This window comes from Nocardioides sp. BE266, assembly GCF_031457855.1.
In the GTDB taxonomy this organism is placed as follows: domain Bacteria; phylum Actinomycetota; class Actinomycetes; order Propionibacteriales; family Nocardioidaceae; genus Nocardioides.
Genome location: NZ_JAURTI010000002.1, coordinates 231,247 through 249,844, shown reverse-complemented (window position 1 = coordinate 249,844; position 18,598 = coordinate 231,247). Strand labels below are relative to the sequence as shown.

Here is an 18,598-nt window from a genome sequence, read left to right as displayed (position 1 = left end):
TCGCGGGAACTCGGTCCCGCCCGCGGTCCCGACGCTAGAGTGACGCACCATGACCCGGGCCTCGATCGTCGTCCCCTCACGTGGCGGATCGGCCCGCCTGCCGATGCTCTTCGAGTCACTCCGGGCACAGACGGACCCCGACGTCGAGATGATCGTGGTCCTCGACGGCGACATCGACGACAGCGACTCCGTCGTCGCCCGCTTCGGGAAGGAGTTGCCGGTCAGGTCGATCGTCTTTCCCGAGAACAGAGGGCGTGCAGCCGCCCTCAACGCTGGCTTCTTCGACGCGACGGGTGACGTCCTGATCCGCGCCGACGACGACCTGGAGCTCGAGCCCGACTTCGTCGAGCACCACGTTCGACTGCACGCGGAGGCACCGCGCGGCGTCATCGCCATGTGTCGCGACATATTTCCGGACACGCCGTACGCGCGGGCCTACGGCATCCGCGCCGACGAGGCGATCCGCCAGCAGGCCTTCGCAACCCCGCCCGAGCGGACCTGGCAGTGGTGGTCGGGCAACGTCTCGTCCACGCGCGACGACTTCCACCGGGTGGGCGGCTACGACGAGGACTTCCGCGCCTACGGCTGGGAGGACGTCGAGTGGGGCTACCGGCTCCACCAGCTCGGTCGCGAGATCCTGGTCGCACCGGGATTCACGACCCTTCACCACGGCCCGGTGACCAGCACGACCGAGCGCGTGCAGCGCGCCTTCCACTCCGGAGAGGCATACCGCAAGTTCATCTCGAAGCACGGGCCGGAGGCGCGGACCTTCACTCGCCTCGATCGCAGCCCGTGGAACGCCCTCGTGCGGGTCGGTTCTGCTCTCTCGACCGAGCGCTCGCTGGGATTCGTCGGACGCACCCTCGACCGGACGCTCGACAGGCTGCCGGAGTGGCCCGCGGAGAAGCTCGTCGCCCTCGCCGTCCAGTCGGCCGCGGATGCCGGACGCCGCTACCCGGACCGGGTGCGGACCCACCTGTGACTCCTCGCCGGATCCTTCTCGTGGTGCCCGCCTTCCACGGCTACGGCAACTCGATCGCCGGTGCGCTCCGCCGCGCCGGGCACGAGGTCACGGTCCACCCCTACGACTCGAACGCCCGGCTCAGCGACAAGGTCCGCACCAAGGTCCTCCACGAGCTGCCGGGACGCCTCGGGTCGCCCTCCGGTGACCGCGCACGCCGACAGATGCTGACCGACCGCGCCGTCGAGGCGCTGCGTGGCAGCCGTCCTGACGTCGTCATCACCGTCAAGGGGGACGCGCTCGGCCAGGGCTACTGGGAGGCGGTCGACCGGTCCGGAGCCCAACAGCTCCTGTGGCTCTACGACGAGCTGGCGCGGATGTCGTTCGACGAGAGCGTCATCGCCTCGCGTCCCTCGATCGTGTCGTACTCCCCCCACGACGTCAGCGCCCTCGAGACTCGCGGGCTGCGCGCGGGACACGTGCTCGACGCCTTCGACCACACGATCCCCTTCAGCCCGGTCCCCAGCGACGACGTGGTCTTCGTCGGCGCACGCTACCCCGACCGGACCCGGATCCTCACCGGCCTGCACGCGCGTGGCATCCCGGTGCGCGCCTACGGGCGCGACTGGTCGCACCATCCGGTCGACCGCCTCCGCACGTGGCAGCTCGCGCGCCCCGACCTGCCAGCGGAGCGCGACGTCGACCGCGCCACGGCGTACGGCGTCACGGCTGGTGCAGTCGCGGCGCTCAACTCCCACACCGACCAGGACGGCTTCACCATGCGGACCTATGAGCTGCCCGGCACGGGGTCGCTCCAGCTCATCGACAGGCCGGACGTCGACCAGCTCTACGAACCCGGCCGTGAGGTCCTGGTGTTCTCCGGGCTCGACGAGCTCGCCGAGCTCTGCGAACGCGCCCGGTCCGACCGGGCGTGGGCGCGCGACATCGCGGAGCGCGGGCGGGTGCGCACGCTGGCCGAGCACACCTTCGACCACCGGGTGCCCGTGCTGGAGGCGGCATGGGCCTGAACCACCCCAGCGACCTCGCGGCCTGGCACCGCTGGCAGCAGTCGCGGCACCGGCTGCGACAGCTGCGCCATTCCGTGCGCAGGCCGTCGGGGGCGGCCACAGAGAAGCTCGTCCTGACGACGTACGACGTCGAGCCGCGCCTGCTCGTGGCCCTCGACTCCTCCTCGCCGACGAGCCACGCGTCGCTGGTCGAGCCGCTCACCCATCTCGGCGTCCCCTTGGCCCTGCTCACCCCCGGGCCGCCGCCCGCGCTGCCCGGACGCCAGCCGCTCGCCACCGAGGAGGTCAGCTCGCAGCTGCCGGCCGCGCTCCGGGGATTGCGAGCCGTCGTCTCGCTCGGCAGCTACCTCCCCCGCGGCGAAGCCGCCGACGCGTGGGCAAAGGAGCTCCGGATCGACTCGTTCGTCGTGCAGCACGGCGCCCTCACTCCGCACGCACCGCCACTGCCCCGGGACGCCCGCCTCCTGACCTGGAGCGACGCCGACGCCACCTTCTGGCGCTCCGGGCGCGCCGACGTCGAGCACGAAGTCGTCGGAAGCCAGCTGCTGTGGCACGCCGCCGGACGGCCGCCGACCGACGCGCCAGACACGCGCCTCACCTACCTCGGTCAGATGCATGCCGCCGAGCTGTCGCGGCGGCGGCTGGTGCTCGCGGCCGCGTCCTTCTGCCGTCAGCACGACGCGACCTACCGACCGCATCCCTCGGAGCGCGACAAGCTGTCCCGGCTGACGCACGACGGCTACCGCCGGCTCGGGATCACCGTCGACGGCTCAGTGCCCTTGGCCCAGCTCGGCGGGCCGGTCGTGAGCGTCTTCTCGACCGGCGTCCTCGAAGCAGCGGCGCAGGGCCGCGACGCGTGGGTCGACTTCCCCCGCCCTCCCGCATGGCTGGGCGAGTTCTGGGAGCGTTACGGCATGCACCGTTCCGGAGGCACTCCCACCCCGCCGCCCCCACGTCCCGCGTCCGAGCCGGCGCGACGGATCGCGGCCCTCCTCACGGAGGCGGTGTCATGACGCTCTGCGTGATCCCCGCCAGGGGCGGCTCGAAGGGCGTCCCGCGCAAGAACCTCCTCGACGTCGGCGGCAAGCCACTCATCGTCTGGACGATCGAGCAGGCCCTGGCAGTGCCGGATCTCGACGTGCTCGTCTCCACCGACGACGAGGAGATCGCCGACGTCGCCCGCGCGGCGGGCGCGCGGGTCCCGTGGCTGCGCCCGGCCGAGCTCGCCCAGGACACCACGCCGACAGAGCCTGTGGTCCGCCACGCCATCGAGCAGGTCACTGCCGAGCGCGGCCGGCCCGAGGCGGTGATGCTCCTCCAGGCCACCTCACCCGTGCGCCACGACGACACGCTCGCGCGCGCCCTGGCCGAGTTCGCCGCCACGGGGGTCGACTCGATGGTCGGCGTCGTCGAGCAGCCTCCGTTCATCTGGCAGGCCGGCGACCCGCCCACGGCGGCGTACGCCGTGGACGCGCGACCACGGCGCCAGGACCTCACCGACGAGACCCGCCGCTACCGCGAGACGGGCTCGCTCTACGTCACCCGCACCGAGATCTACGAGCAGCACGACAACCGCCTCGGCGGCCGGATCGGCCTGTTCGTGATGCACGAGGACGAGGGGATCGACATCGACACCGAGCTCGACGTCGCCCTCGCCGTGCGCCTGATGACCGCACGTTGAGCGGAGTCCCCCCGCTGAGCGCGTCGGCTGGCTAGTGTTTTGCCGTACGTACACCCACGGAAGGCACCAGCCTTGATCATCGAGCGTGACCTCACGCCGTACGTCGTCTACTCGGGCGACCCGGTCCTCCGCGCCCTGGAGAAGATCACCGCCAACAAGGCGCGGGTGATCTTCCTCGTCGACGCGCACGGGCACCTCGACGGGGTCCTGTCCGACGGCGACTTCCGTCGCTGGGTCAGCAGCGCCGCGAGCCTGACCGTCGACGTGCCGGCCATCGAGGCGGCCAACACCTCACCGCGCAGCCTGCCGATCGGCAGCAGCCCGGCCGAGATCTCCCACGCCTTCGGGTCGGGCATCGACCACGTCGCGCTGGTCGACGACCGCGGGCACCTGGTCGCCGTCGCGATCAACCGCGCCGACGAGCTGCGCATCGGCCGCCACGTCGTCGCGGCCGACGCCCCGACGCTGCTGATCTCCGAGATCGGCATCAACCACCAGGGCGACGTGTCGCTCGCCAAGCAGCTCGTCGACCTGTCCGTCGAGGCCGGCGCCGACATCGTGAAGTTCCAGCTGCGCGACATGGACTCGCTCTACCGCCAGGGCTCCTCGGGGTCGGGCGGCGAGGACCTCGGCCCGCAGTACACGCTCGACCTGCTCGCCAAGTACAACCTCGAGGCCGACCAGCTCTTCGAGGTCTTCGACCACTGCCGCGACATCGGCATCGACGTCATGTGCACCGCCTGGGACCCCGTCTCCGTCGACCGGCTCGTCGACTACGGCGTCCCGTCGCTCAAGGTCGCCTCGGCCGACATGACCAACCACGCACTGCTGCGCCACATGGCCGCCAGCGGCACGCCGATGGTCATCTCGACCGGCATGTCGACCGAGGGCGAGATCCGCGAGACCGTCGAGCTGGTGCGGAGCACCGGCGTCGCGCACGCGTTCCTGCACTGCCAGTCGACCTACCCGGCGCCCTTCAAGGACGTGAACCTCGCCTACCTCACCCGGCTGGCCGAGCTCACCCAGGCACCGGTCGGCTACTCCGGCCACGAGCGCGGATTCCACGTTCCGGTCGCCGCGGTCGCCCTCGGCGCCCGCATCATCGAGAAGCACTTCACGATCGACCGCGACCTGGAGGGCAACGACCACAAGGTCAGCCTGCTCCCCGGCGAGTTCCGCGAGATGGTGCAGCGGGTCCGCGAGGTCGAGGAGGCCCTCGGCACCTCTGCTCCGCGCGCCGTCTCCACCGGCGAGATGATGAACCGCGTCAACCTGGCCAAGTCGCTCGTCGCGGCGCGCCGCATCGAGGTCGGCGAGGTGCTCACCGACGCCGACATCGACATCAAGAGCCCCGGACGCGGCCTGCAGCCCAACGCGTACGACAAGCTCGTCGGGCGCACCACGACCCGCGCCCTCGAGGCCGGGGACTTCTTCTACGCCACCGACCTCGGCGACGCCGCCCCGAAGGGCCGCGCCTACGACTTCCGCCGGCCGTGGGGCCTGGCCGTGCGCTACCACGACATCGACGCGATGACGAAGGACACCACCCCCGACTTCCTCGAGTTCCACTTCTCCTACAAGGACCTCGACCTGCCGGTCGCCGAGGTGTTCGCGAAGTACGACGGCGGCCTGCCGATGGGCTTCACCACACACTCTCCCGACCTCTTCGCCGGCGACTTCCTGCTCAACCTCGCCTCCGAGGACGACGCCCACTGGGAGCGGTCGATCCGCGAGCTCCAGCGGGTCGTCGACACCACGCGCGAGATGCAGCAGCACTTCACCAAGCACGCCGACGCGAAGGGTGCGATCGAGGGACCGGTCATCGTCGCCAGCCTCGGCGGCTTCACCACGGACGCCTTCGTGCCGAAGGCCGAGCGCGAGCAGATGTACGCCCGCGTCGCCGCCGGACTGGCCCGGGTCGACGACTCCGGCGTCCGGCTGTGCGCGCAGACGCTGCCGCCGTACCCCTGGTACATGGGCGGCCAGCTCTACTGCAACCTCTTCGTCGACCCGCGCGACACCGCCGAGTTCGCGGCCCGCTACGACCGCCGCCTCTGCTTCGACGTCTCCCACTCCAAGCTGTCGGCCAACTACCTCGGCATGTCGTTCGCCGAGGCCACCGACCTGTTCGCGCCGCACACCGAGCACCTCCACCTCGTCGACGCGACCGGCGTCGACGGCGAGGGCGTGCAGGTCGGCGACGGCGAGATCGACTGGGCGGTGCTCGCCCAGCAGCTCGACGCGATGTCGCCGGGCGTGAGCTTCATCCCGGAGATCTGGCAGGGGCACGTCAACGACGGCGAGGGCTTCTGGGTCGCCCTCGAGCGGTTGGAGCAATGGTTCTGACCCCACCCACCGCCCTCTGGGTGGTGCCGGTGAGCAACCTGGCCGGTGTGGCGCGCCACGTCCTCGACGTGGCGCGCTCCGGTCTGCCGGGGTGGAGGCTGGTCTTCCTCACCCCGCCGGGCGACCTGCCCGACGCGTTGCGCGACCTGGGCGCCGCGGTGCTCGTCGAGCCGTTCGGCCCCGACCACGGGACCCGCGCGTCGGTGGCCTCGCTGCGCCACGCCGTACGCACGCTGCGGCCCGCGGTCGTTCACAGCCACCTCTCGCACGCCGACATCGTCGCCGCGATGGCGGTCGGTCGCGGCACCCGGCTGGTCACCACCGAGCACGGCATCGCGCGCGACGACCTCGTCTACCACCGCTCGCCGGCCAAGGCCCGAGTGATGGCTGCTGCCCACACCGCCCGCCTGCGCCGCTTCGACGCGGTCATCGCGGTCAGTCGCGCGACCGCCGACGCGATGACCGAGAAGTGGCACCCGCGGCGCCCGATCACCGTCATCCCCAATGGCGTCGACCCCGTGGTTTCGAGGCTCGCTCCGCTCGCACCTCAACCACCAAGCGAGGGCGGCCTGCGGGTCCTGTCCCTCGCCAGGCTCGCCCCCGAGAAGCGGCTGCCAGCCCTCCTCGACGGCTTCGCCGCGCTGCACCGTGAGCACCCCGACGCCCGGCTGACCATCGGCGGCACGGGTGAGGAGGAGGCGGCGCTGCGGTCCCATGTCGAGCGGCTCAGCCTCGGCGACGTCGTCACCCTGCCCGGCTTCCTCGATCCCGACGTCGCCATGGCGGAGCACGACGTCCTCGCGATGCTGTCGGTCTGGGAGAACTGCTCCTACGCCCTCCTCGACGCGGCCTCCCGAGGGCTGGGCGTCGTCGCGAGCGACGTCGGCGGCAATCCCGAGCAGCTGCCGGCCAGGTGCCTGGTCGACGCCGACGACCCCGCAGCCGTCGCCACCGCCCTCGCGACACAGGGCCTCGAGCCTGCGGCCCGTCCCGGGCTGGAGGGCTGGCCGACCGTCGCGGACATGTGCGCACGCATCTCCGAGGTGTACGACGGCCTCGGAGGAGAGCGATGAAGCGCATCGAGTCGCCGTGGAACCTCCCGGACGAGAGCATCGACCGCGCCGACACCGCCGACCGCGAGATCCGCATCACCGACTTCGCGCTGATGGCCGTGCTGCCCTTCAGGTCTTTCGAGGTGGCCGGCTTCCCGATCAACGAGTTCGCGATGGCCGCCCTGGTGGGCCTGTGCCTGCTGCGACCCGCACGCGGCAACGCGAAGCTGCCCGAGGTGGTCATCCTCATCGTGGCCGCCCTCATGACGCTGCTGGTCTACTCGGGCCTCGCCAACCACATCGAGTGGACCCGGCGCGTCGGGCACGTCGCGATCCTGTGCGGTCTGGTCTGGGCCGGCAGCACCGGCCGCCTGTCGCTCCGATCGGTCGGGGCGGGGCTGGCTGCCGGCCTCACGGCCGTGGTCGCGCTCGGCGTCGCGGGCATCGGCGGCGGCGCGTACTCGGGCCGCCTCACCGGATATCTTGCCGACCCCAACGCCGGGGCGTACTTCCTCGCGGTGCTCGGGGTGCTGGCTGTCTTCTTCTCCGACGACCGGTGGAAGGTGCGCCTCGCGGTCGCCGTGCCCATCGTCACCGGCCTGGTGCTCACCTACTCGCGCACCGGGCTGCTGGCGCTCGCCTTCGCCGTCGCCTGGATGTTCCTCGGTCGACGGCTGGGCGTGTTCGGAGGCGCAGCAGCGGCGGCGGGGCTCGTGTGGCTCGTCGGCAACATCCCCGACGACCTGGCGCTCTCCGGCCCGTTCTCCAACCGGTCCGGCAGCGACGCCCTGCGCGAGCGGATCATCGCCCAGGAGCGGGTCCAGCTCTCCGACGCACCGTGGTTCGGCCACGGCCCGGGAACGGCCCGCGTCCAGATCGGCGACCTCGAGTTCTTCTTCCACAACAGCTACCTGGCCACCCGGCAGGAGGGTGGCTGGCCGGCCCTCCTGCTCGTGCTCGCCCTGATCGTCTACGCGTTCCTGCGGCTCACCAGGCGGGCCCGCCGAGGCGACCTCGTCGCGGCCGGCGCCCAGGCCGCACTCATCGGCGTGGCCGTCATGGCGGTCACCCTCGGCGAGGTGCTGCTCGACACCCCGATGGCGGTGGCCGTCGCGATGGCGCTGGGCTACGCCCTGCGCGAGCACGAACCCGGGGTGGTGGCGGATGGCTGAGCACATCCACCTGGTGGCCAACAACCCCGACCTCGGCGGCGGCGAGCGGATGCTGCTCCGGCATGCCGAGGCCCTGACCGAGCTCGGCCACCACGTCCAGGTCGTGACGGCCGGCGGGGAGCTGGCCGAGGTCGCGGCGGCGGCAGGCATCGACGTACTGCCGATCCGGGCCACGGACCGCCCGCGCTACATCCGTGCCCTGCGGAACTGGGACCGCCGGGAGCGCGACGGCCTGCTGTGGTGCCACGGGCTCGTGCCGGCGCTCGCGACGGCGGGCCACCGCCGCCGCATCGTGCACCTCCACCAGCAGCCCCAGTCGAGGGGGCAGGCCGCCGCGCTCGTGGTGGCCCGCAGGCCTGCGCTCCGCGTGCTCGTCCCCTCGCAGGCGATGACCCACGACGTCATGGGCGCGCGTGTCCACCTCAACTGGACCGAGGACCTCCCGCTCCTGCCCCGGCCGCCACGGCGGCCCCGCCTGCGCGTGGGCTTCCTGGGCCGACTGACCACCGACAAGGGCCTCGACGTGCTGGCCCGAGCGGTCGGCACCCTCGTCGGCGCCGGTCACGACGTCGAGCTGGTCGTCGGCGGCGACGACCGGCACGTCCCCGCCGATCGCCGGGACGCGGTGCTGCGCGCCCTCGACGAGACCCCGGCCGAGGTCTCGCTCCTCGGCCAGGTCGAGCGCGCCGAGGTGCTCGCCCGCGTCGACGTCGCCGTCTTCCCGAGCATCTCGGCCGAGCCGTTCGGCCTGGTGGCGGCCGAGGCGATGGCCAGCGGCGTTCCCTTCGTCGTCTCCGACGCGGGTGCGCTTCCGGAGGTCGCCGGACCCGACCACCCGTGGATCGCCCGGACGGGCGACGCCGACGACCTCGCCCGGGTGATCGCCCTGGCCCTGTCCGCCTCCGACGACGACGTACGTGCCGTGACGGAACGGGCGCGTGCACGTTGGGAGGCTGACTACTCCCCGCACGCCGGCCGGCTGCGGGTACGACGACTGCTCGAGGAGCTCGCCCCATGAGTCGGCCGACGGTGGCCATCGCCCACGACTACCTGACGCAGCGCGGAGGCGCGGAGCGGGTGGTCCTCACGCTGATGAAGGCGTTCCCGGAGGCGAAGGTCTACACGACCCTCTACGACCCCGACGGCACCTATCCCGACTTCGCCGACGCCGACATCGTCACCTCGCCGCTCAACCGCGTGCTGCTGCTGCGCCGCGACCACCGCCGCGCGCTGCCCCTGCTCGCCCCGGCCGCCTCGCGGATCAAGGTCGACGCCGACGTCACCATCGTGTCGAGCAGCGGGTGGGCCCACGGCTTCGACATCGGCGGCAGGTCGGTCGTCTACTGCTACTCCCCGGCCCGCTGGCTCTACGACAGCGAGCGCTACCTCGGCGGCCCGACCCACAAGTCGCTCCTCGGCCTGGGCCTGATGGCGATGCAGACCCCGCTGATCCGGTGGGACAAGCGCGCGGCCCGGGCGGCCGACCGCTACCTCGCCATCTCGCGCGTGGTCCGCGAGCGGATCCGGTCGACGTACGGCATCGAGCCGGAGATCGTCCCGGCGCCGCACAGCATGGACGCGAGCGCACCCCAGGAGCCGATCGAGGAGCTGGAGGACTGGCAGGGCGGCTACGCCCTGGTCGTCTCCCGCCTGCTCCCGTACAAGAACGTGGACGCCGCCATCGAGTCGGCCCGGCACTCCGGCCACCGCCTCGTGATCGTCGGGCGCGGCCCGGAGGAGACGCGGCTGCGTGCGCTGATCCCGGCCAACGTGCGCATGTTCAGCGGCCTGACCGACGCGCAGATGCGCTGGGCGTACTCCCGCGCCCGCGTGCTGATCGCCCCGAGCCACGAGGACTTCGGGCTGACCCCGCTCGAGGCCGCGGCCTTCGGCGTGCCGACGATCGCGCTGCGCGGCGGCGGCTACCTCGACACGATCGTCGAGCACGAGACCGGCCTCTTCTTCGACCACCCCGAGCCCGACGCCATCACCGCGGTTCTCGACCGGGCCGACCTCCACCCGTGGAATCCTGACGTCCTGCGAGCCCGCGCCGAGGAGTTCAGCGAGGGCCGCTTCATCGAGCGGATCCGCGGCATCGTCGACGCGGAAGGGAGGCTGGGCTAGGTGCGACCCGAGGGCATCCGCCTGCTCCCCTGGCTGGTCGGCGCGGTCGACTTCGTGATGATCAGCCTGGCGGCGGTGCTGGCGATCCGATTCCGCCTCACCCTGTCGGTCTTCGACACCGCCGACGACGTCCTGCAGAACACCGCCGTCGCCAGCGTCTTCTTCGTGGCGACGTGGGTGGTCATGCTGGCGATCTACGGCACCTACGAGCGCCACGTCTTCGGCGCCGGCCCCGAGGAGTTCAAGCTCGTCGTCAACGGCTCCTTCTTCACCGGCGCCCTCGTCGCGACGATGGCGTTCCTCCTGCAGTACCCGCTGTCCCGCGGCTTCTTCGTCCTCTTCTTCACGATCGGTGTGCTGCTGCTGTTCGTGGGCCGGCTGGGGAGCCGCCGGGTGATCCAGCGGCTCCGCGCGGCCGGGCACTTCACCGAGAAGGTGCTGCTCGTCGGCAGCCCGATCTACATCGAAGAGATCCACAAGGTGCTGGATCGGGAGTCCTGGCTCGGCTACCGGGTGATGGGCTGCCTCGTGCCGCCCGTCCACGCCGGTCCGTCGACCATCTCCTCGGGCGTCCCCGTCCTCGGGCTCATCGACGACGTCCGCGCGATCGTCGACGAGGTCTCGCCCGACATCGTGTTCTTCACCGCGGGCGCGGTGAAGTCCTCCACCCAGCTGCGCCGCCTCGCCTGGGACCTCGAGGACCACCAGGACGTCCAGATCATCGTCGCGCCCAACCTCACCGACGTCTCCAGCGAGCGCGTGAGCATCCGGCCGGTTGCCGGCCTGCCGCTGATGCACCTCGGCCGCTCCCGTTCGCAGCTGGCGACCAACGACGCCAAGCGCGCCTTCGACCTCGTCGGCGCGGCCCTCATCCTGCTGCTGGTCTCGCCGGTCCTGCTCGGGCTGATGCTGTGGATCCGGCTCCACGACGGCGGTCCGGCCCTGTTCCGGCAGGTCCGCGTGGGTCGCGAGGGCAAGGAGTTCACCTGCCTCAAGCTGCGCTCGATGCACGTCGACGCCGAGGCCCGCCTCGCCGAGCTGGAGACGCGGGAGGGCCACGTCCTGTTCAAGAGCACCGACGACCCTCGGGTGACCAAGCCGGGCAGGCTGATCCGCCGCTTCTCCCTCGACGAGCTGCCCCAGCTGTGGAACGTCGTCCGCGGCGAGATGAGCCTCGTCGGCCCACGCCCGCCGCTGCCCAGCGAGGTCGAGCAGTACGAGGACGACATGCTCCGCCGGCTCAACGTGCTGCCCGGCATGACCGGCCTGTGGCAGGTCTCCGGGCGCTCGGACCTGTCGTGGGAGGACACCGTCCGCCTCGACCTGTACTACGTCGACAACTGGTCGATGGTGCAGGACCTGCTGATCCTCGCCCGCACCGTCTCCGCCGTGCTGGCCAGCCGCGGGGCCTACTGAGGAGGCTCAGTCCTTGCCGGACTTGGCCAGCAGCTTGCGGCGCCGGCCCTTGCCCGCGGTGGAGTACGCCTGGCGCGAGGCCTCCTCGGCCTTGTAGCCGCCGTACCCTCCGTAGCCGCCGTAGCCGCCGCCGTACGCGATCGCGCTCGCGCCCTTGACCGGCGCCTTGTTCAGTACGACGCCCAGCAGCCGACTGCCGACCTGGTCGAGGATCCGACGGCAGTGCTGGCTCTGCTCGATCTGGGTCTTGCCCGCGGCCTGCACGAGCAGCGCGCCGTCGCAGAAGGCCGACAGCAGGCCCGCGTCGGTGACCGGCAGCAGCGGCGGGGCGTCCAGGATCACGAGGTAGTCCTGGGACAGGTCGTCGATGAACTGCTTCATCCGCAGCGATCCGAGCAGCTCGCTCGGGTTCGGCGGGATCCGCCCCGCCGGGAGCACGCTGAGGTTGGCCATGCCCGAGTCCACGATGACCTCGCGCATCTCCACGTCGCCGGCGAGCGCCTGGGTCAGCCCCACCGCACCGTCGATCTCGAAGGTGGTCGCGATCTGGGGGCGACGCAGATCGGCGTCCACCAGCAGCACCGGCGTGCCGGCCTGGGCCACCAGTCGGGCGATGTTGGAGGAGACCGTCGACTTGCCCTCTCCCGCGAGCGCCGAGGTCACCACGATCTTCCGCGGCTCGTTGTCGACGTCGATGAAGCGGAGGTTGGTGCGCAGCTGGCGGAACGACTCGGCCGCGCGGCCCAGGTCACCGCGGACGCCGCGGTGGCTGCGCCCGAGCGCGTCCTCCTTCGGGATGATGCCCAGCACCGAGGCGCCGGTGGCGTCCTCGACGTGCTTGACCGAGCGGACCCGGCGATCGATGAGGCGGCGCGCGATGAGCACGGCGTAGCACAGGGCGAGGCCGCCGGCCGCACCCTTCATCGCCGCCTTGCGGTAGTCGGGGGTGAACGGCGCACCCGGCAGCTCGGCCGGCGTCACCTGCACGATGCGGGTCAGCGGGTCCTGCTTGGGGTTCGCCTCGCCGGTGTCGACCTCCTGGGCGTACTCCACGACGGCGCCGACGACGCTGGTCGCCAGGTCGCGTGCCTCCTCGGGCGTGGTGCCGGTCGCAGTGATCGTGAGGGCGTTGACGTCGGCGTTGACCGTGGCGGTGAAGCGGCTGGCGATCTCCGCAGGTGGGGTGTCGAGGCCGAGGTCCTCCACGACCTTCTCCGCGACCGGCTGCGAGTTGACGAGGAAGGCGTAGAGCCCGGCCTTCTCCTCGGCCAGCGCCGAGTTGCCCTGCTCCTCGCCCGCGGACGTGGCCTGGCCCACGACGACCAGGCCCGACGAGGTCGCCGAGTAGAGCACGGGGTCGCGCGTCGTCTTGGCCATCATCAGCAGCGCGCCGAGGACCGTGCAGCCGATCAGCACCCACACATAGGCGCGACTCAGCCTGACGAAGTCCCCGAAGGTCATGCTCGCGAGTCTAGGGCGTACGGCGTGCCTGTCCGGGCGGAACGCCGACACCGCCGTGGCGCTGCTGGCACGATGTGGGACATGACCGAGGAGCCGGACGGCCGGACGGCGCCCATCGCGGCGCGGGTCCACCTGGCCCACGCGGTCGTCCAGAAGCTCGCCGACGACGGCGACCTCGACCTCCTCCACCTCAAGGGTCCGGCGGTCCTGCCGGGCCTCCGCGCCGAGGGTCGCCACTCGAGCGACGTCGACGTGCTCGTCCGCCCCAGCCACCTGGCGCGGCTGGCCGCCGCTCTGGAGTCCGTGGGCTGGGAGCAGCGCACCGACTTCTCCACGGGGTCGGTCTTCGCCCACGCCGCGAACTGGTGGCACGACGACTGGGGCTGGGTCGACGTGCACGTGCACTGGCCCGGCGTGATGGTCGACGCCGAGCAGGCCTTCGACGTGTTCGCGCGGACCAGCGAGATGCTGCAGATCGCCCACCGCGACTGTCGGGTGCCCGACCGCACCGCCCAGCGGCTGATCCTCGTGCTGCACTCGGCACGCTCCGGCGGCAGCTCCGACATCGACCACGCCTGGCTCGCCGCCGACCCGGGCGAGCAGGACGACGTACGCAAGCTGGCGGCCGAGCTCGACGCCGAGGTGGCCCTGGCCGCGGGGATCGGCGAGCTCGAGCTGTACCGCTCCCACCCGACCTACAAGCTGTGGCGCCACTTCGCCGAGGGCGGCAGCCGCAGCAACGAGTGGCGTGCCCGGCTCGCGGCCGCGTCCGGCCCGCGCGCCAAGGCGCGCCTGGTGACCGCGGCGTTCCGGGTCAACCAGGACCACCTGCGCATGGAGCTCGGCCGGCCGCCGACCAAGGCCGAGATCCGCGAACGCCAACGCGTGCGGCTGCGCCGGGCGGCCGACGAGCTGGTGAAGCGGGTGAAGCGGTCGTGACGCACATCTACCGGATCGCCGACGACGTGGCCTGGGTCAGCCAGGAGGACCTCGACGCCGACGAGGAGCCCACGGCCTACCTCACCCGGGTGCCGCGGGGCATGCCGATCATGCTCGAGGGGTCCGGGTGCGTCGTCTGGCTCGCGCTGGCGGACGGCGGGACGCTGGAGGAGGTCACCGCGGCCGCGGCGGCGATGTCCGACGCGGCCGTCGACGACATCCGCGACGACGTGGCCGAGCTGGTCGACCAGCTCGTGATCATCGGCGTGGTGCGCGAGGACTGACCACGAGGCGCGCCAGCGCAGCGCCCAGCAGGGCGCCCAGGCCGTTGGCGACCACGTCGTGCCAGCTGCCCTCGCGGTCCAGCCAGAGCCACTGCACCACCTCGATCGCGGCGGACGCCACGGTCGCGACGCCGGTGGCCCACCACCACGGCCATCGCATGACGGCGACGAGTGCCGCCCCGACGGGCACGAACAGCAGGACGTTGAGCAGGTAGCCGTAGTGCTCGGGCAGCGCCCAGTCCGGCGCGATCGGCACGTCGTAGCGGAACAGCGTGTAGAGCCGCACGGTCAGCCGGTTCAGCCACCAGCCCCACGGTCCGGCGACCAGCACCACCATGCCGAGGACGTACGCCGCTCCGGCCGCCGCCGCGATCCGACGATCCCGCGCCCACGTCACGGGCCCACCCTAGAGTTGGGGCCGTGAGCACCGAGACGACGACACCCGACGTCGTGGTCGAGGCCCTCGGCGTGGCCGTCGGGATCCCGGTCACCGGCGAGGCGATCGACCGGCTGCGGCGCCAGTGGAGCCGCGCGCTCACCGAGCGTCCGCCGACCACCAGCGTCGACGTCACCCGCGACGAGTCGGACGACGACGCGGCGTTCGACTACGCCATCACCACGCGCGTGACTCTCGCGGCCCTCGACGCCACCGCCGGGCAGCGGATCAACCTGCACGCGGGCGCGGTGGCCGACGAGGAGGGACGCGCGATCGCCCTGGTCGGGCCCTCGGGGTCCGGCAAGACGACCGCCATCGGGATGCTCGCCGGGCGCCTGGGCTACCTCTCCGACGAGACTGTCTCGCTCGACGACTCGCTCGTGGTGCACCCCCACCCCAAGCCACTGTCCGTGGTCATCGACCCGGTGGTCTCGCCCGCGAAGGACTCCGTCTCGCCCGACGACCTGGGCCTGCTGCGGCCACCTGCGTCGTCGTACCTCCACCGGCTCGTGGTGCTGCACCGCGGCGCCGACGACTCCGGGATGGTGCCGCTCACCGCCGCCCGCGCGATCGTGGAGATCGTCGAGCAGAGCTCGTCGCTGGTCCACGTCGACCAGCCCATCCGCCGCCTCGCCGACGTCATCGACGCCTGTGGCGGGGCGTGGGGCCTGCACTACCGCGAGTTCGCCGACCGGGTCGACGAGGTCGTCGACCTGCTCGACAGCGAGGCGCAGGAGCCGCCCGCGCGCCTCAACCACCCCTTCGACGGCCGCGATGCAGCGGCGGTCGAGGGCCGCTGGACCCGCACGCCGTGGAAGGACGCGGTGGAGTACGACGACGAGCTGGTCGTCATGGTCGGTGACCGCGTCCAGGTGCTCGGCGGCCTCGGGGTGGCCCTCTGGCTCGACCTCGGGGAGCCGCGCACCGAGGACGAGCTCGTCGCCGAGGTCACCGCCGCGTGGGGCGCGCACCCTCAGGCCGCCGAGCTGGTGGCTGATGCGCTCGGCGTGCTCGCCGACCAGGGCCTGGTCCGGCCGCCGGCCTGACCCCTCGGCGGTCCTTCAGAGAGGCGACATCGGCCGCGATCCGGCCCAGGTCTCGGTGGCGCGGACCGCGACGCCCATCAGCGCCACGCCGAGCACGATCGTCTGCAGCCCCTGCAGGTTCGCGGGCAGGAGGTGGTTGAGCGGTGCGAAGACGACGTGGAGAACCAGCGCTCCGGGCACCCACAGCGGGACGGCGCGGCCGCGCAGCAGGACGAGCGCGACGACGAGCTCGCCGAGGTAGAACGCACCGAACAGGCAGAGGACCCCGATCCGCAGCGCCGGGTCGTGGCTGAGCGCCTCCGACTGCGCAGCCGTCAGGCCCACGATGCGCACCACGGCGCGGAAGAGGACGAGGAGGGCCGCCACACCGGCCATGCCGATGATCCCGAGCGCCCAGATCCAGAGGCCGACCAGGCCGGACGCCTGGTGCCGGCGCGGGAAGAGCCAGAGGAAGGCAGGCAGCCCCATGGTCAGGCCGACCGAGGCGAGGAAGAAGGAGACCGCCGCCATCAGCCAGGCGTCGTCCTGGTGGGTGACCGACTCGATCAGCTGCCCGACCTCGGCGGTCGGCGGCATCGACAGCGCGCCGAGCACGAGCAGGACGGCCCCGCTCGCCAACGACGCCGTCGACCACGGCAACCACCCAGCACCCACGAGGCGCCACGGTAGGCGCCGACGGGCCCTCCCCCACTCCCCATGGCCCCCCAGTGACCCCAACGGGCTACCCCGCCGATCCCCCGCGGACTACGCCGGTAGCGTGCGCTCCATGACCGCTCGACGCCAGCTCCCGACCGACGAGGCCCGCGACCTGCTCGCCCTCACCCGCGAGATCGCCACCAAGGAGCTCGCGCCCCGGTCGGCGGAGGCGGAGGCCACGGAGACCTTCCCGCGCGACGTCTTCGCGATGCTCGGCCAGGCCGGCCTGCTGTCGCTGCCCTACCCGGAGGAGTTCGGTGGCGGTGAGCAGCCCTACGAGGTCTACCTCCAGGTGCTCGAGGAGATCGGCGCCGTGTGGTCCTCGGTCGGCGTCGGCGTGTCCGTGCACGCGCTCTCCTGCTTCGGGCTGGCCTACTTCGGCACCGAGGAGCAGAAGGCCGACTGGCTGCCCGACATGCTCGGCGGCGACCTGCTCGGGGCCTACTGCCTGTCCGAGCCGCACGCCGGCTCGGACCCGGCCGCGATGAAGACCACGGCGCGCCTCGACGGGGACACGTACGTCATCAACGGGGCCAAGGCGTGGACCACGCACGGCGGCCACGCCGACTTCTACAAGGTGATGGCCCGCACCTCGGACGATCGCAACGGGATCTCCTGCTTCCTCGTCCCGGCCTCGTCGGAGGGGCTCAGCGCCGACCCGCCGGAGCGCAAGATGGGCCTCACCGGCTCGGCGACGGCGACGATGCGATTCGACAACGTCCGCGTCCCCGTCGAGCGCCGCCTCGGTGCGGAGGGCGACGGCCTGAAGATCGCGCTGGCCGGCCTCGACTCGGGCCGCCTCGGCATCGCCGCCGTCGCGACCGGCCTCGCCCAGGGCGCCCTCGACTCCGCGGTCGCCTACGCCTCCGAGCGCGAGACCTTCGGCAAGGCGATCATCGACCACCAGGGCCTGGCGTTCGTGCTGGCCGACATGGAGGCCGCCGTCGTCTCCGCCCGCGCGACCGTGCTGCACGCCGCCCGCCTGCGTGACGCCGGGCTGCCGTTCTCCCGCGAGGCCTCGATCGCCAAGCTGGTGGCCACCGACAACGCCATGAAGGTCACCACCGACGCCGTCCAGGTCCTCGGCGGCTACGGCTACACCCGCGACTTCCCCGTCGAGCGCTACATGCGCGAGGCGAAGGTCATGCAGATCTTCGAGGGGACCAACCAGATCCAGCGGATGGTCATCTCCCGCTCGCTGGCGAAGGACAACAACGGCGCGATCGGCTAGCCCGGTCGGTCAGACGTCCGTGACCCGGACGCCGGCGTGTGCCTTGTAGCGCCGGTTGATGGCGATCAGGTTGGCGGTCAGGGCCTCGACCTGGTGCGCGTTGCGGAGGCGGCCGCCGTACATCCCCCGCATGCCGGGTACGACGTCGGCCAGCGCCTGGACGAGGTCGGTGGCCTCGCGGTCGTCGCCGAGGACCAGCACGTCGGTGTCGATCCGCTCGACCTCCGGGTCCTCAAGCAACACGGCGCTGACGTTGTGGAAGGCGCCCACCACGCGCGACCCGGTGAGGATCGCCGCCGCTTGCTGCGTGGCCGAGCCCTCCTCGACGAGCAGCGCGTAGGGGCCCTGCTTGTCGAAGCCGAGGGGGTTCACGCAGTCGACGACGACCTTGCCGGCGAGCTCGCCCTTCAGCGACTCGAGCAGCTCCGCGTGCCCGTCCCACGGCACCACGACGAGCACGATGTCGCCGGCGGTCGCCGCGTCTGCGTTGGTGGCACCGCGCACCCGGCCCGCGTCGGCGAGGGTCGCCGCCGTGTCCTGCGCGCGCAGCGCGTCGCGCGACCCGAGCACGACGTCCAGCCCGGCCGCTGCGAAGCGCCGGGCCAGGCCACGACCCTGGGGTCCGGTGCCACCGAGGACGGCGATGGTCAGGGACGCGAGGTCGGGCCCGTGGGCGTGGTCAGTCATGCCGCCGACGCTAGCGAAGGCCCGCACACCCCTCGGAG

18 protein-coding genes are annotated in these 18,598 nt (G+C 72.2%); 14 read left to right on the top strand and 4 right to left on the bottom strand.

Translation table 11 applies throughout. From position 1 onward, the window contains the following. Positions 1 to 49: 49 nt before the first annotated feature. The 10 genes from J2X46_RS05545 (at position 50) to J2X46_RS05500 (ending at position 11,780) form a co-directional block, all read left to right on the top strand. Positions 50 to 982, top strand: a complete 933-nt coding sequence (locus J2X46_RS05545; protein WP_310247876.1) for a glycosyltransferase — start codon at positions 50 to 52, stop codon at positions 980 to 982. Between the two features lie 23 nt (positions 983 to 1,005). Further along, positions 1,006 to 1,989: a glycosyltransferase gene (locus tag J2X46_RS05540; RefSeq protein ID WP_310247875.1), complete on the top strand. Its 984-nt coding sequence runs from the start codon at positions 1,006 to 1,008 to the stop codon at positions 1,987 to 1,989. Further along, positions 1,980 to 3,002 carry a hypothetical protein gene (locus J2X46_RS05535; protein ID WP_310247873.1) on the top strand — a complete coding sequence of 341 codons (1,023 nt, stop codon included), beginning with the start codon at positions 1,980 to 1,982 and terminating at the stop codon, positions 3,000 to 3,002. The genes J2X46_RS05540 and J2X46_RS05535 overlap by 10 nt, the downstream gene beginning before the upstream one ends. Further along, the gene (locus J2X46_RS05530) at positions 2,999 to 3,670 is read left to right on the top strand and encodes an acylneuraminate cytidylyltransferase family protein (protein WP_310247871.1); all 672 of its coding nucleotides are present in this window, start codon (positions 2,999 to 3,001) and stop codon (positions 3,668 to 3,670) included. The genes J2X46_RS05535 and J2X46_RS05530 overlap by 4 nt, the downstream gene beginning before the upstream one ends. A gap of 72 nt (positions 3,671 to 3,742) precedes the next feature. Beyond that, positions 3,743 to 6,016, top strand: a complete 2,274-nt coding sequence (locus J2X46_RS05525; RefSeq protein ID WP_310247869.1) for an N-acetylneuraminate synthase family protein — start codon at positions 3,743 to 3,745, stop codon at positions 6,014 to 6,016. Next, positions 6,007 to 7,089, top strand: coding sequence for a glycosyltransferase family 4 protein (locus J2X46_RS05520; protein WP_310247867.1), 1,083 nt, complete (start codon positions 6,007 to 6,009; stop codon positions 7,087 to 7,089). Before J2X46_RS05525 ends, J2X46_RS05520 begins: the two co-directional genes overlap by 10 nt. Next, positions 7,086 to 8,240, top strand: coding sequence for an O-antigen ligase family protein (locus tag J2X46_RS05515; protein WP_310247866.1), 1,155 nt, complete (start codon positions 7,086 to 7,088; stop codon positions 8,238 to 8,240). The genes J2X46_RS05520 and J2X46_RS05515 overlap by 4 nt, the downstream gene beginning before the upstream one ends. Beyond that, positions 8,233 to 9,258, top strand: coding sequence for a glycosyltransferase family 4 protein (locus tag J2X46_RS05510; RefSeq protein ID WP_310247865.1), 1,026 nt, complete (start codon positions 8,233 to 8,235; stop codon positions 9,256 to 9,258). Before J2X46_RS05515 ends, J2X46_RS05510 begins: the two co-directional genes overlap by 8 nt. Next, positions 9,255 to 10,364 carry a glycosyltransferase gene (locus J2X46_RS05505; RefSeq protein ID WP_310247864.1) on the top strand — a complete coding sequence of 370 codons (1,110 nt, stop codon included), beginning with the start codon at positions 9,255 to 9,257 and terminating at the stop codon, positions 10,362 to 10,364. The genes J2X46_RS05510 and J2X46_RS05505 overlap by 4 nt, the downstream gene beginning before the upstream one ends. Next, on the top strand, positions 10,365 to 11,780 hold the full coding sequence (locus J2X46_RS05500; protein ID WP_310247862.1) for a sugar transferase: 1,416 nt from the start codon (positions 10,365 to 10,367) through the stop codon (positions 11,778 to 11,780). 6 nt (positions 11,781 to 11,786) lie between these two features. Here the strand turns inward: J2X46_RS05500 and J2X46_RS05495 are convergent, their stop codons facing one another. Continuing rightward, positions 11,787 to 13,241, bottom strand: a complete 1,455-nt coding sequence (locus tag J2X46_RS05495; RefSeq protein WP_310247860.1) for a polysaccharide biosynthesis tyrosine autokinase — start codon at positions 13,239 to 13,241, stop codon at positions 11,787 to 11,789. 81 nt (positions 13,242 to 13,322) lie between these two features. On the opposite strand from J2X46_RS05495, the gene J2X46_RS05490 reads away from it, so the two are divergent. Together J2X46_RS05490 and J2X46_RS05485 are read left to right on the top strand one after the other, a co-directional pair. Continuing rightward, positions 13,323 to 14,180 (top strand): nucleotidyltransferase family protein, encoded by an 858-nt coding sequence (locus tag J2X46_RS05490; protein WP_310247859.1) that lies wholly within the window; start codon positions 13,323 to 13,325, stop codon positions 14,178 to 14,180. Beyond that, positions 14,177 to 14,464 carry a PqqD family peptide modification chaperone gene (locus tag J2X46_RS05485; RefSeq protein WP_310247858.1) on the top strand — a complete coding sequence of 96 codons (288 nt, stop codon included), beginning with the start codon at positions 14,177 to 14,179 and terminating at the stop codon, positions 14,462 to 14,464. Before J2X46_RS05490 ends, J2X46_RS05485 begins: the two co-directional genes overlap by 4 nt. Here J2X46_RS05485 and J2X46_RS05480 read toward each other — a convergent pair. Next, positions 14,439 to 14,861 (bottom strand): VanZ family protein, encoded by a 423-nt coding sequence (locus J2X46_RS05480; protein WP_310247856.1) that lies wholly within the window; start codon positions 14,859 to 14,861, stop codon positions 14,439 to 14,441. The two genes, J2X46_RS05485 and J2X46_RS05480, sit on opposite strands and share 26 nt — an antisense overlap. Positions 14,862 to 14,884: 23 nt before the next feature. Here J2X46_RS05480 and J2X46_RS05475 point away from each other — a divergent pair, with 23 nt between their 5' ends. Beyond that, a complete protein-coding gene (locus J2X46_RS05475; RefSeq protein WP_310247855.1) occupies positions 14,885 to 15,946 on the top strand; it encodes a hypothetical protein in 1,062 nt (353 codons plus the stop codon). A 15-nt stretch (positions 15,947 to 15,961) separates the two neighbouring features. Here the strand turns inward: J2X46_RS05475 and J2X46_RS05470 are convergent, their stop codons facing one another. Next, the gene (locus tag J2X46_RS05470) at positions 15,962 to 16,600 is read right to left on the bottom strand and encodes a hypothetical protein (protein ID WP_310247854.1); all 639 of its coding nucleotides are present in this window, start codon (positions 16,598 to 16,600) and stop codon (positions 15,962 to 15,964) included. Positions 16,601 to 16,712: 112 nt separating this feature from the next. Between J2X46_RS05470 and J2X46_RS05465 the strand changes: the two genes are divergently transcribed. Then, positions 16,713 to 17,873 carry an acyl-CoA dehydrogenase family protein gene (locus J2X46_RS05465; protein ID WP_310247852.1) on the top strand — a complete coding sequence of 387 codons (1,161 nt, stop codon included), beginning with the start codon at positions 16,713 to 16,715 and terminating at the stop codon, positions 17,871 to 17,873. Between the two features lie 9 nt (positions 17,874 to 17,882). On the opposite strand, the gene npdG is transcribed toward J2X46_RS05465, so the two are convergent. Next, the gene (gene npdG, locus J2X46_RS05460; protein ID WP_310247849.1) at positions 17,883 to 18,560 is read right to left on the bottom strand and encodes an NADPH-dependent F420 reductase; all 678 of its coding nucleotides are present in this window, start codon (positions 18,558 to 18,560) and stop codon (positions 17,883 to 17,885) included. Positions 18,561 to 18,598: the final 38 nt, after the last annotated feature.